The sequence below is a fragment of the Streptomyces sp. NPDC005774 genome (assembly GCF_042871645.1).
In the GTDB taxonomy this organism is placed as follows: domain Bacteria; phylum Actinomycetota; class Actinomycetes; order Streptomycetales; family Streptomycetaceae; genus Streptomyces; species Streptomyces pratens.
Genome location: NZ_JBIAIV010000057.1, coordinates 1 through 12,937 on the forward strand (window position 1 = coordinate 1; position 12,937 = coordinate 12,937).

The 12,937-nt window shown below is 35.1% G+C and carries 14 protein-coding genes; all 14 read right to left on the reverse strand.

What is annotated here, in order from left to right; all coding sequences use genetic code 11:
- Positions 1-1,011, reverse strand: a 1,011-nt coding sequence (locus ACFYQA_RS33360; protein ID WP_388926068.1) for a prophage endopeptidase tail family protein, incomplete at its 3' end; no start/stop codon positions are given.
- Positions 1,012-1,845 (reverse strand): phage tail domain-containing protein, encoded by an 834-nt coding sequence (locus ACFYQA_RS33365; RefSeq protein WP_002468177.1) that lies wholly within the window; start codon positions 1,843-1,845, stop codon positions 1,012-1,014.
- A gap of 1 nt (position 1,846) precedes the next feature.
- The gene (locus ACFYQA_RS33370) at positions 1,847-6,607 is read right to left on the reverse strand and encodes a phage tail tape measure protein (protein ID WP_049386822.1); all 4,761 of its coding nucleotides are present in this window, start codon (positions 6,605-6,607) and stop codon (positions 1,847-1,849) included.
- Positions 6,608-6,635: 28 nt separating this feature from the next.
- Complete coding sequence (gene gpGT, locus ACFYQA_RS33375) at positions 6,636-6,788, reverse strand: phage tail assembly chaperone GT (RefSeq protein WP_154224849.1); 153 nt, start codon at positions 6,786-6,788, stop codon at positions 6,636-6,638.
- Positions 6,789-6,820: 32 nt separating this feature from the next.
- Positions 6,821-7,183, reverse strand: coding sequence for a phage tail assembly chaperone G (gene gpG, locus ACFYQA_RS33380; RefSeq protein WP_002485828.1), 363 nt, complete (start codon positions 7,181-7,183; stop codon positions 6,821-6,823).
- A 70-nt stretch (positions 7,184-7,253) separates the two neighbouring features.
- The gene (locus ACFYQA_RS33385) at positions 7,254-7,439 is read right to left on the reverse strand and encodes a hypothetical protein (protein ID WP_002456405.1); all 186 of its coding nucleotides are present in this window, start codon (positions 7,437-7,439) and stop codon (positions 7,254-7,256) included.
- 18 nt (positions 7,440-7,457) lie between these two features.
- Positions 7,458-8,087 (reverse strand): major tail protein, encoded by a 630-nt coding sequence (locus ACFYQA_RS33390; protein WP_145466028.1) that lies wholly within the window; start codon positions 8,085-8,087, stop codon positions 7,458-7,460.
- Between the two features lie 12 nt (positions 8,088-8,099).
- Positions 8,100-8,504: a hypothetical protein gene (locus ACFYQA_RS33395; protein ID WP_002485830.1), complete on the reverse strand. Its 405-nt coding sequence runs from the start codon at positions 8,502-8,504 to the stop codon at positions 8,100-8,102.
- A 4-nt stretch (positions 8,505-8,508) separates the two neighbouring features.
- Positions 8,509-8,907 carry a hypothetical protein gene (locus tag ACFYQA_RS33400; protein ID WP_225540280.1) on the reverse strand — a complete coding sequence of 133 codons (399 nt, stop codon included), beginning with the start codon at positions 8,905-8,907 and terminating at the stop codon, positions 8,509-8,511.
- 2 nt (positions 8,908-8,909) lie between these two features.
- On the reverse strand, positions 8,910-9,239 hold the full coding sequence (locus ACFYQA_RS33405; protein WP_002456401.1) for a hypothetical protein: 330 nt from the start codon (positions 9,237-9,239) through the stop codon (positions 8,910-8,912).
- Positions 9,229-9,570 (reverse strand): head-tail connector protein, encoded by a 342-nt coding sequence (locus ACFYQA_RS33410; RefSeq protein WP_002456400.1) that lies wholly within the window; start codon positions 9,568-9,570, stop codon positions 9,229-9,231. The genes ACFYQA_RS33405 and ACFYQA_RS33410 overlap by 11 nt, the downstream gene beginning before the upstream one ends.
- 18 nt (positions 9,571-9,588) lie before the next feature.
- Positions 9,589-10,947: a phage major capsid protein gene (locus ACFYQA_RS33415; protein WP_038399451.1), complete on the reverse strand. Its 1,359-nt coding sequence runs from the start codon at positions 10,945-10,947 to the stop codon at positions 9,589-9,591.
- A 41-nt stretch (positions 10,948-10,988) separates the two neighbouring features.
- Complete coding sequence (locus ACFYQA_RS33420; RefSeq protein WP_038399450.1) at positions 10,989-11,546, reverse strand: HK97 family phage prohead protease; 558 nt, start codon at positions 11,544-11,546, stop codon at positions 10,989-10,991.
- Complete coding sequence (locus tag ACFYQA_RS33425; RefSeq protein ID WP_038399449.1) at positions 11,536-12,768, reverse strand: phage portal protein; 1,233 nt, start codon at positions 12,766-12,768, stop codon at positions 11,536-11,538. The genes ACFYQA_RS33420 and ACFYQA_RS33425 overlap by 11 nt, the downstream gene beginning before the upstream one ends.
- Positions 12,769-12,937: the final 169 nt, after the last annotated feature.

Below are 12,937 nucleotides of genomic sequence, written 5' to 3' on the forward strand. Positions count from 1 at the left end.
TTTTTTCGATTTAAAAACGCCTCTAAAAGAATGTTTACCTTTTGATAATCCTTTAGCTAAAATAACTTTTTGCGTCGAAGCATGAGCGCTGTAACAATCAAAAGTCCCTTTCGACTTATCATCAATAAATACTTCGATAATTCCACCTTTAGGTCCTTTTTTTAGATTCCAAGTTAAGGTTTCATTCCCCCACTTACAATCAAATGTCTTATAAAACGAATCTCCTATATGTTCAGTAGACCAAGTCCCTTCTTTATTAAAATTTCCAGAGTATGAGAAATCTTTAGGTTTTATAGGTTTATAGTTTTTCGTTTCGGATTTTGACTTTTTCTTTCCATATCCTTGAATATAGGTGCGTAATTCAGTTGTGATTGTTTTAGCCGAAACCGAACTATTATTATATTTATAAACTAATATTTCATCTGATTTTTTATAAAAATTATCAGGTGTATAAATATGGAAAGTTTTATTATTAGCAAAAAATATATAGCCAAAATACTCAGCACCTTCAATAAGATGTTCTAAACCATTTTTATCTCCTAACTGTTCAATATATTTACTCTCATTAAATTTTCCATGTAACTTATAATCGAAATTAAGTTTATTATTTTTGAATGCAAAATCAAGGTACTCTTTAACTTTCATGGAAATTTTTGCTTCAGTCTCATCTTCATCATTCAGTGACTCATCATCTAAATCTTTAGGTACATAATGATTTTGAAATTCCATAGAAATATGCTTAGCCTCAATTTCATTAAGTATTACACCTTCTTCATACTTAAGCTCAGTCGATTTAATAACATATTTCTGGCCCTTCCAAATTAAATAATTTTCATTAATCAAACTATCGAATATATCGGCGTTAACATTAGTTTTATAAGCAGTGAGAGATATGGATCGCTCATTATTTTGTTCATATTCATATTTAAAGGAACCAAAATCAAAGTCATTAACAATTTCCGAAAATGTCCCTTCTCTATTCATAAATATTAGATTTTCCAATATTCTCACCTACCTATAGATGTAATTAAATATAAATTCTGTTTTAGGACTATTGGATATATTGTGACCTCTAATTAAAATTTCATTCCAACCCGGCGCTAAAGTAATAAAATCATAATTTGTGTCTTTACCAACTCTTTTATTATTAATATAAGGATGCACTCCTATAATAGAAACCGTATTACGCTTTTTGAGCGGTTTTTTATATTCAAATATATCATTTGTGGTTAGATTAACGATTTCAAATCCATAAGGTGCTGTAAGTGTGCAATTAATATTTAATTTGTGTCTTAATAAAGGGTTAATAGTATCTTTAGAACCGTTAAATATTTTAAAGTAACGAATATTGTGTTTATATTTAACTTCATCACTTCCTATAACACCTTGTTCAAATTGCCAACTTTCATCAGTCCAACTAAATTCAGAAGTATCTTTTAATGATTCTGCATATCCTTTGTAGACAGAATAAGTCACCTCAATAAGTCCAAATTGACTTGTTAAATTTTCATTACTGACACCCTCTGGTATAACTGCATATTTTTTACCTGGCATATCTGAATGCCATACGAAATAAGGATCTCTCCTATTTATCAATTGACGTAACTTTTCTTTTGCTAATCTATATTCTTTATAATCCATGCCTTTATATGAAAATCTCAGTATCAAATTAAAAGGACCGAAATTCATCGGTCCTTGTAAAACGCCATCGCTACCATTAACTTCAATCTGATTGGACTTCCTATCTAAATCCTCTTCTTCAAATTCTAGAAACTTAAGATGAGGAATATCCGTTAGTGTTTCTTCGAAATGATCGTTAAATATTTTTACTTTTTTATTTTCCAATTTATAAACCTCCCTGGCTATAAGCAGCGAGTCTTAACCTTGAACCTTGTGCCTGACTTACATCGCGTTCTGAAAAACCTTTCGGTTGTTTTTCAATAGTTTTATTACTTCGTGCTATTTCCATTAACACGTTTATTTGTTTCTGTTGATTTTCTATCATTTGTAGTAGTAATTCTGCATTATCAACTGTATTACTAGTAACATTAGGTGTACGTAATTGGTTAGGTCGTTTATTTCTGTTATTTCCACTAATTTTACTTGCAGCAAGATGTAACAATTTCATCGCATCTGATTGTCTGCTTGGATCTGTAGGGATTACTATCTCAGGGTATCCATCTTCTGCCAAATTATATAATCCAGCAGTGTTAATAACCCCGCCTGTAGCATAAGCATAATCTCCAGCACGTTTAAATGCACTTCTCCAACTCCCCATAATAGGAACCCACTTACCTACAATGTAACGCATAGCAGATATAGCTTCGTCAGTTGGATTTAAGATGTTTCCGTGTCCTGGTTTAGCATATGCTCTAAAAGATGGTTCAATCATTTGGAACATACCTTTAGAAGGCGTTCCTTTTTGTGCGTTGATGTCCCAGTTATTAACCGCATCTGATTGGAAGTTAGACTCACGTTTGGCAACTCTCATCATTTGTTCGGTAATATAAGACGATTTATAACGTCCACCTAAAATAGATTGTGCTTTTTGAATTGCTCTACGTGCGTTTGCAGAACCACTACCACCAACTTTTCCGCCACCGCCATGACCTTTAAGCCATTTAGCAGGGTTTACTGTCCCTCTGTTTGTGATGTCATCATGGCGACCTCTTTCAACTTGGAAGTGTACGTGTGGACCAGTAGTCCATTGACCTGAATTACCTGTTTTAGCCATTGGTTCTCCAGCTTTGATTTTACCTTGTTTTAATATTTTAGATAAGTGCATAAAGAACAATGTGAACTGACCTGTTAAAAGTCGTGCAACAAGTCCTCCACCTAAGTTGTGGATAGCTTTTACATTTCCATCATTGGTAGCATTGATAGTTGTACCATATGGAGCGCCATAGTCAATACCAAAGTGAGCACCACCATTAAAACTATAACCAGGAGCACCACCATTAGGATAATACCCCGTAGTAATTGGGAATTTAGTGAACGAAGAACCATCTCCACCGCCTGCAGAGTCTAAACCTTCATTAAAGAAGTCTTTAATACCATTTTTAAGTTTCTTAATCATAGCTGTCATTAAATCAAATGGTAATGGTGCATTTTTCATAAAGTCTAGGTTAAAACCAACTTTCTCAAAGACTTTATTTACCAATTTCATAGGATGACCTACATAATCAAAAACATCTCCAATACCCTTGATAACAGTGCTAGACACATCTTTAGCTTTATCAAGTGCTTTTGTACCTATGTCTTTTGCTTTGTCAAACGTAGTACCACCTATGTCTCTTGCTTTACCACCAATGTCTTTTACTTTATTAACATCATTTTTTACACCAGAGCTAATAACATCTAATATACCGTCTTTCTTTTTAGTACCTTTACTAAATTTAGGTAGTTTTTTCTTCTTAGTGTCATATCCTGAATTAGATAAAATAGCATGTGTTTGGGCGCCATTATAAACTTCTGATTTCTTAGGTAAGAATGTTAAAGTATCTTTATTAGGAGTTAAAGCTAGTTTTCCATTAGGGTAACGAATCATTTCATTTCTGAATCCATTAGGACCATTACCTTTACCTTTGTCCCCTACTGTTGCCATTGTACCTTTATTGATTTTACCGTTGGTAATATAACTTTGTGTATGCGTAGATTGAGTACCTGTAGATAATTTAATCTTAGGTATTTTATCCATACCTAATTTATCTGCGACCCAGTTAACACCTTTGATTAATCCATTAAGGCCTTTTTTAACGCCTTTAACCATTCCGCCAAAAAGATTCCCAATTTTACCGGTAACTGTTTTGATACCGTCTCTCATTTTATTCATGGTGCCCATAACTTTCGATTTCATGCCATTTACTATAGATACAGTAGTACTTTTAATTCCATTCCATTTCTTGCTCATGAAGCCACCTACAGCATTCATGGTGTTATGAGTACCTTTTTTAAGTGATCCCCAAGCACCTTTGACGCCTGACCATAGAGCTTTCGCTTTATTAACAGTACCTTTTTTAATACTGTTCCATTTAGAACTCATGAAACTGCCAACTGCTTTAAATATGCCAATTGTACCTTTTTTGAGTGCATTCCATGTATTTTTAACTCCAGACCATAATGCTTTTGCTTTATTCACTACTGATTTTTTTATAGCCGTCCAGATTTTAACTGTGGCATTCTTTACAGCATTAAATATTACAGAAACACCTTTTTTTAATGCGTTAAATACAGATAGAACACCTTTGCGCAAAGCTCGAACGATTCCTAACACACCATTTTTTAATGCAGTCCACACTTTAATAGAAAAGCTTTTAATAGCATTAAATATCGTAACTACAATGCGTTTAATAAGGTTGATATTAAATTTTACTTGCGCAACATATGCTTTAATAATTGCTATAACGCCGTTCTTTAAGGCGGTCCAGATTTTAATAGCAGCATTTTTCATGCCATTCCATAAAGCTGATAAGACATTTTTTAATGCTTGAATAGGATGTTGAACAGCAAATTTAATAGCGTTCCATATTATTACAGCACTTCTTTTAATCGCGTTCCAAATGGCAATTGTAGAGTTTTTAATTGCGTTCCAAATATTAATAATATAAGGTTTGATAAAACCAAATATAGCTATTGCAGCATTTTTTATTGAATTCCAAATGCCGATAACTGCATTTCTAAACGAGCTATTTGTTTTCCATAAATGAATAAGCCCTGCTACTAATAATCCGATGGCTGTAATAACTATACCGACTGGTCCAGTCATAAATCTTATTGCTAATCCCAAGCCTTTAGTTGCTAAAGTTGCACCTTTAGTAACTGTAGTCCAAGCTGTTGTTGCAGCTGCAGCAATTTTAGTTTTCATAGCCTGTATTGTCTGAGAAGTGGTTAATGCAGCCACCGCATATCTATAACCATTTGCGATACCACGAGCAGTGGCAGTAACGCCATTCCAAATACCAGTCGCTGCTGCACTGGTTTTAGATAAAAATGATAGTGTTCTCATACTCGTCATTAAAGATCCTAATACTGTTATAGCAGTGCCAATTGTTGATGCCATAACGCCAAAGACCATTAGTAGTGGACCAATAGCTGCGGCGAGTAATCCTACAACTGCAATCGTTTTTTGAACGCCAGTAGGTAAATTAGAAAACTTATTCGCTAATGATGTAATCCATTTAGCAGCTTTATATAACATTGGGGCTAATGCATCACCTAATGAAATCGCTAAACTTTCAATTGCCGATTTCATTTTACGCATTGCGCCACCAATACCGCCTTCCATTTCTTTAGCCATTCTTTTTGAAGCACCTTTAGAGCCGTCTATGGATTTAGTTAGCTTTTTATAATCTTCGTCTGATGCATTGATAACTGCTAATGCACCACTCATAGCCTCTTTACCGAATATTGTACTAGCTGCGGCTGCTTGTTGATCTTTGGATAAACCACCCATTTTAGTTCTAAGCTGGTCCATTACATCTCTCATAGGCAGCATTTCACCGTTGCTATCAGTAATAGATATTCCCAGTTTATCCATTTCGTCTTTCATTGCTTTTGTTGGTTTAGAAAGGTTGGTAAACATTGTTCTTAATGCTGTGCCGGCTTTTTCACCTTTTATCCCAGCATTAGACATCAAACCAATAGCTACTGATGTATCTTCTATCGTGTAACCTAACGCACCAGCAACTGGAGCAGCGTATTTAAACGCTTCACCTAAACCACGTACATCAGTATTAGCTTTCGAACTCGTTTGAGCCAAAACATCAGCAAAGTGAGTACTATCTTTAGCTTTCATGCCAAATGCAGTTAAGTTGTCGGTTACAATATCAGACACGCTTGCCAAATCTTCACCAGATGCGGCAGCTAAATCCATTACACCACCAATACCTTTTAGCATATCTTTGGTGTCCCAACCTGCAAGTGCCATGTAGTTCATCGCTTCAGCAGATTCCGAAGCAGTGAATTTAGTATCTCGACCCATTTGAAGTGCTTTTATTCTAAGTTGGTTAAACTCATCGCCAGTAGCACCAGATGTGGCTTTTACTTTGCGCATAGTATCATCGAAGTCTATACTTTTCTTCATCGCAGCACCAAAACCTGCCACAATTGGTGCGGTAACGTGTAAACTCATGTTACGCCCAACCGACTTCATTGAGTCACCAATAGATTTTATCTTAGGTCCTATTTCAGAAAATGTTTGCCCAAGTCTACCGACAGACGATTTACTTACTGCAATCATTTCTCTATATTTATCTCGCGTTTGGTCGAGTTCGTTTTGTAAATAATTAAGATTGTCAGCTTGTCGACTATATTCCTGCCTTAATTGAGCAGCTTTTTTGCTATTCACACCAGATGCTCTTGCTGCTTCTTGGTATTTTGCTTTCAACGCTGCAACGTTAGCTTTAGATTCTTTGACTGCTTGCGATAATTCTCTAGTTCTTAACTTATATGAATTTAAACTTTTTTCGGAATACTTAAAGTTGTTGTTAGATAGTTTTAAGTCAGCGTTTAATCCTTTGAAACTACGTTTTATTTCCGAAATACTACGTTGAACGCCCATATCTTTCATAGATAGGTCAATCTGCAACCCTTTTATTCTTTCTGGCATCACTCCACCTCCTTACTTATAAAATGTATTACATGAACGCGTCGATCATACTGTTTGTTTTCTTGACGTTTTTCTTATTACTTTCGTCAACTAACTCCATGAAAAAAGCAAAAGGCATATCTAAAATATCGTTAATATCCTTACCGCCTTCTTCCATCATTTTCAACATTAACTTCTTCATATTTTCCTTATGTTCTTTATAATTGATAGGTTTTAAATCATTTTGGCTAGTTGCTTTTTTCTTTCTTCATCCATTTGACCTTGTGCAATAAATTGAATTTGTTGTTGTAACTCTTCTACAGCATCTGGTGCATGCAATCTGTCTAGTAAATCATCTTTTGTAAATTGATTGTTGTAAATATCAACTACCATGTCTAACATTTGATCGATATTTTCTTGCGCAGAAGTGTTCTCATCTGATGCACCGTCCATTAAATCAGCTGCATCATAGATTTTACGAAAAGGAATTTGTGTAGGTGTAATATAAGTGTCGAATTTTGCGTTACCTTCTGAATCAGTTACTGCGTTACCCTTTTTATCGATTTGAATTAATTTAATAAAATTACGTTTAGCCATATTTTAATTGCTCCTTTAATTTTGATTTTTATTTGCAAATAAAAAGAGGACACGAAGTCCTCGATAATAGTTATTCTTCTAATTCTTTGATTAACGCTTTTCCACGTCTGTTGTTGCTTGTAGAAAGCTCTGAAATACGCTCATCAGAGATTTTTTTGTTCGCTGGTTTAGGATAAGTATCTCCAGTATCGTAAACTTTCTTCTTATCCTCTAAATCAATGAATTTGTGTAAAACTTCATACTTATTTTTAGCCATAATCAAACCTCCTGTATGTTATGCGCCTAGTTCTGATTCTGTTCCACTAGATTCTTTTGGATCACTGCTTGGTGCAGATTCGCCAAAAACAGCCTCCCAAATAGCGTCTTTCATAACGGATGTACCTTTAGCATCGTGACCTAATAACATTGCTTTTTCTTCTTCGAAGCCTTTAACTTTAGCTTGCATGAATTCAGCAGTAGTAGAGTCAGAACTGAATTCTACGCCATCTTCTTTTGTATTACCTTCTAATTCAGGGAATGTGAATAATCCTTTAGGTAATCCCACATACTCGCGTGAACCATCTTCCATAGTTTTCGCAAACATAACAGCTACATATGGTGGTGTATCGTTACCAACTGACACGATGCCGTCCTCTGATTTTTCTAATCCGAACAATGCAACTCTGTCCTCTAATGGTAACTTATGGAAACCAGCTTCTACTTCGATTGTTCCGTTAGCAACTGCCATTTCTGCTACTTGGTTATCACCATATGCTTTTTCGATGTCTTGATCTTTGGATACTGAAATTTCTTGTAAATATTTAATGCGTTCTGGATCAGCAACTTTTTTAACGCCACCTTCACCATGCACTTTATAATAAAATTCTGTTAACCCTGTAAATGAACGATAGTTTTTCTCTGCCATATTAAAACACTCCTAAATTTTAAAATATTGTTTACCTTCAAACCTTTTAGTTTGTCGGTAGATACTAAATTCTTTGATATATTCGGGTTTTATTGATGATGTCTCTCCAAAACCTAATACTTCCCACATCATTCGTTGTATTAAAAAAACGAGTCTATCTGATAAGACTCGTCCGTTTACTCCTTGTTTTTGTTTTACAAATACATCTATTTGATAAAAATATTCGTAAGTGAGATTATCATTATCACCAAAATCAGTAGGTGTAGGTGTATCTAATGGATCTATGACAATCACTACATCTTTAATTTCTTGTGCGTTTGGATAATCAAAGAATTTAATATTGTTCTTTTGAACATGATTCATAATTTCTTTGTTATCTATAATCGCTTCGTATATTTTCATTGTGATGTCATCCAATAAATTACACCCTCTTTCTCATTTCTTCTTTTACTGTTCTGAAATACGTTTCTCTGCCTTCACGCATAGCGTTTTCAATAACACCTTTACCAGCTGTATTAACCCACTTTCCAGAACGATCAAAGTGACCATATTCATTTAGGTGGATAATACGATAACGTTGTTTAGGACCTCGCCAATGAATTTTAACGGCCCTTACTCCTTTTATCGTCATCGGCTTTGAAAGTGTAGTTTCTTCTACTGATTCTCCAGTATCTTCAAAACTTTTCATATTACCTTTGATAATACTTACAACTTTATTGCCAGCTTTAGTTAGTGTAAAGTCAGTTATGCGTTTAGTAGCAGATTTACCGTATTTCGTTTCTAAATAGGCGATTATTTCTTTATCACCTTTCAATGTCATAGTCATTCTTCTTCACCCACCACTTTGACATAGTTAGGCGACTTAGCAGGTGCTACATTTTTGACATTAAAAAACAACCCTGCATACATACCATTTTTTATCTCAAATACGTGTTTTGAGCTTGGTATAAATTGAGGTTGTGCATCTCTAATATTTAATGTAACTGACCTTTTACTAAGTTCTAAATTACCTAACTGTACATCTTTTTGTGTTGGTTCGTACATTCCAGCGAAACAACTGTATATTTCTTTTTGTTCATTCATTCCTGCTTCTGGACCATCATTCACAACTTCATAAAAAGTAACTCTGTAATCTAATTGGTTAAGGTTCATCGACTATCACCTCAATGTTATCCTTACGCCATTTAATCAAGCTACTTCTTAATGTCTGAACGAGCTTTACAGAAGATGCAGGTACTTCGAAAGTTTGTTCGTTGGAAGTAGTTGAACGGTTATCGTAGTGATGTGCTACAACATTCAATACTGCAAGGTTAAACAATCCGTTATTTTCATAAAAAGGTTGATCTTCTTCCCTTAAAGATACAGCTGTTTTAATTTCGTTAATCGCACCTGGTAAATACACTTCCATAATTAAGTCATCATCGAAATCATGGTCGACGCGTATCGCTTGTTTAATGGCTTCAACGTCATCTATTTTGAACATTGAAATCACCTACTTTACTTATGCTCCTAGATCCCCACTAGGTTCTGTTGCATCTTCAAACGTTACGAAGAAACCAGCATTTTTATCAGCCTGTTTCACATCGAAACGGAAAGCACCCATTAAGTATTTACCGTAGATTTCATTTTCAATCCATTGAACAGAAACATCTGTACGGTCTGCAAATAACACACCACGTTTTACATCACCGATAAATGCTAGTGCATCTCCATTTTTACCTAACAAGTCATCACGCACAACTGTTACATTCATACCTAACACAGTATTACCTGCAGTGTTGATAATACTGTCTTGTAGTAAATAACGACCGTTACCATCTTTTAATGTATCAAGTTTTTGATAGAAACTTTGTGTACAGATGATTTGGCGGTCATAACCAGGATCTAATTTAACGTTGATAATTTCTTTTAAGTCGTCAACATTAGAAACACTAGTAGGATTGAATGCTTTTAAAACTTCACCAATACGTTCATTTAAAGTGTTGATTTTTTGTTCGTTAATATTTTCAGAAACAATAGCAGTTAAGTTAGCAACTGAATCATCTAATGCTTCTTGTGAAATCGGAATAGATCCACGATAAGTGTCTACTTCCCAAGTGATTGTTTCGAATTCCGGACGAGCTAACTCAGGGTTTTTCTCTAATTCAGCCACAGTGTTGAATTTAGCGTTAGCACGTTTTAAGATCGGGTATTTCCCACTTGCAGTTGATACTGAAGTTTTTTGTACCAATTCTGATAAGTCTTGGACTGTCTTAACTTCTTTTTCAGGAATATATTTAATATCCTCTGGGATAGTTACGCCAACGTCATCAGATTTAACATTGTCACGTTTAGCCCCTTTTGATTTCATGTACTGTTCAAATGCTAGAACTTCTTCGTTTGTTTCTGGGTTTTGGTTTAATTTCGCCATAGAACGTTTCGCTCCTTCTTTTTTGTCTTTTTCTTTTTTTAATTCTTCTTCTGTTGGCTCTTCCACCTTCTCAATTGTAGGTGCCTCTGGTTTCGGTTTTGCTTCAGATTCAGGTTTGTCATCTGGTTTTGGTTTATCATCAGGTTTTTCTTCGTCAGACGGTTTCTCCTCTTTGTCATCAGATGGTTTACTTTCTGACCCTTCTCCAGTGTCATCACCTTTGTTATCTTCGACTTCTGCACCCTCGTCTTTGGGTGGTGTTTCTTCTAACTTAGGTGCTGATGCTTCAATTTCTTTTGAAAGTTGTTCGAGTTCTTCGTACTCTTTCTTTTGAGCATCAATATCAGCTTTTAAATTACGAGCAGTTTCGAGGTCGCCCTTTTCGACTGCTTCTTGCGCTTTAGAAATCAGATTAGCGATTTCTTTTTTGCGGTCATCTAAATTGGCCATGCAATATCACTCCTTATTAAATTTGGGTATAAAAAATAGCCTCACGTTTCAAAACGAAGGCTTTCTAAATCCAATGCTATCTTCATTTGTTCCAACTGTTTGAATTTCTTTAAGTCTTTCGCACGTTGACCGACTTCAACCGATGTATCTTTGTAGGCTGGCACTGTAACAATGCTAACTTCAATCAGTTCATCAATTTTATTTATGGTTTGAACATACTCATTATCTAGGTTTTGCCATGTACGAGCTGTTGAATCATTAGGAGGTAATGTATAGAAGAAACTACACTGATTTACGTTGCCCGCCTTAATATTTTCATAAATATCTCTGGCGTAAGATGTGTTAGGTAGGTGACATTTAAAGTACAAGCCTTTTTCATCTACTTTTAACTCAAGTGTTCCAGCCTGTGTGCGTCCTATAACGTAATTGAAATCATGATTGATTAAACATTTCACATCGCTTATATCTACATCATCTAAGGCGTTAGGTGCTACAATTTCTCTGAACCCACCCAAGTCATCACTCATTATATTAAAGATAATTGCGTACCCCTTAATAACCATATCTTGTGGTCCAGTGTCAACGTTACTATTCGTCATACTCATCACCCCCTTTAATGGAGTTCTTTTCAACTTCTTTGTCAATTTTCGATTTTTGATAATTTTCTAAAGTGTTAAGTGGCGCTCTGTTAAGGTCAACCAATGGTTGTTCACCATGTTCAATAGGTTGATAACCAAATACACTTCTTGCTTCGTCTGTTGAAATAATTCCTTTACTATGCAATTCGGTAATACGTTGTAATTGTAGCTCTGGATCAATGTCGATGAGACGTGATGAATCAAACTCTAATTCGTAACCCGAATCAATAAACTTAAATATTTTTGTTTCGAGTTCTGCAATCATCATTTTAAATATTGGATCTAATGTACTTTGCAAATATTCTAGGTTAGCTTGTGTGATAGATGTGTTTACTGTTTCAATACCTAGCTTCGATACTGGTAAACCAAACGCTTTAGCAACTTGAGATGTACTGAACTTATAACTATTTAAGAAGTTCAATACTTCGGTAGGAATTTGCAACCTGCTGAATTCCATTGTGTCGTCGATAGCAACTAAGCCACTATTGTTTTTTAATTGGCTTTCTGAGAAATTCTTTTTCAAATCTCTTAATTGTTCAGCATTGATTTGCCCTTTTCTATACTTCAATACTGATGTCGAAGTCCCACCATTATCGAAGAAGTTACGTAGGAAGCTCTTAGAACCTTGAGAAATACCAATTTCGTGTGCTAAAGCATACAAAGGACTATAACCCACATATCCATCTAATGTAATGTATCTAAAATGCAATATATCCTCACTGGTTATCTTTGCAGCGTTACCTTCCACATCTTCGCTCACGTTGTAGACAATATCTCCGTCTTTTTCCTCAACTCCTACTAAATCATTATGTAAGAAATAGAAGCCTACGGGGAAATCGTTTTTATCACGTACAATTTCAACAAAAGATTGACCGTTAAGCAGCATATTCGCGATGATTATAAACTTAAAGTGCCAACCCGGTAAGTCCGAATACGGATTGTTATTAAATAGATCCAGTATTTGGTCCATCACTGTATTTGTTTCGTGACCTTTAACTTTCAACTTGGTGCTTGCAATGTCTGCAGATATAATACGTGTAGCAGTAAATACATCACTGTTACGTAGCGCGTTTATACCAACATAGCTTGCATGTGTGCCATGTTCTTGCCAATACAATAATCGTTCTAAATCTCTGTTCATCTTTTCTTGTTTGCTTGTAAATCCTAAATCAAGTAATGGCATCTTTAACTGTCACCCCCTTTCTGACTTATCGAGGTATTGTCGTACGCTTGATTTAAAACGCCTGAGAGGCCTATGAGCAGCAAGCCACCAATAATATATAACGGCTTCCAAAGTATAAATAAGCCATAGAATAGACCTATTAAGCCCACAACGAATAATAGTATTACTA

Excerpts from the sequence above, each read along its gene's own strand:
- ACFYQA_RS33370 (WP_049386822.1), bottom strand. The coding sequence starts at position 6,607 with ATGCCAGAAAGAATAAAAGGGTTGCAGATTGACCTATCTATGAAAGAT.
- ACFYQA_RS33405 (WP_002456401.1), bottom strand. The coding sequence starts at position 9,239 with ATGAACCTTAACCAATTAGATTACAGAGTTACTTTTTATGAAGTTGTG.
- gpG (WP_002485828.1), bottom strand. The coding sequence starts at position 7,183 with ATGGCTAAACGTAATTTTATTAAATTAATTCAAATCGATAAAAAGGGT.
- ACFYQA_RS33400 (WP_225540280.1), bottom strand. The coding sequence starts at position 8,907 with ATGACATTGAAAGGTGATAAAGAAATAATCGCCTATTTAGAAACGAAA.
- ACFYQA_RS33425 (WP_038399449.1), bottom strand. The coding sequence starts at position 12,768 with ATGCCATTACTTGATTTAGGATTTACAAGCAAACAAGAAAAGATGAAC.
- gpGT (WP_154224849.1), bottom strand. The coding sequence starts at position 6,788 with ATGAAGAAGTTAATGTTGAAAATGATGGAAGAAGGCGGTAAGGATATT.
- ACFYQA_RS33420 (WP_038399450.1), bottom strand. The coding sequence starts at position 11,546 with ATGACGAATAGTAACGTTGACACTGGACCACAAGATATGGTTATTAAG.
- ACFYQA_RS33410 (WP_002456400.1), bottom strand. The coding sequence starts at position 9,570 with ATGTTCAAAATAGATGACGTTGAAGCCATTAAACAAGCGATACGCGTC.
- ACFYQA_RS33385 (WP_002456405.1), bottom strand. The coding sequence starts at position 7,439 with ATGGCTAAAAATAAGTATGAAGTTTTACACAAATTCATTGATTTAGAG.
- ACFYQA_RS33415 (WP_038399451.1), bottom strand. The coding sequence starts at position 10,947 with ATGGCCAATTTAGATGACCGCAAAAAAGAAATCGCTAATCTGATTTCT.
- ACFYQA_RS33390 (WP_145466028.1), bottom strand. The coding sequence starts at position 8,087 with ATGGCAGAGAAAAACTATCGTTCATTTACAGGGTTAACAGAATTTTAT.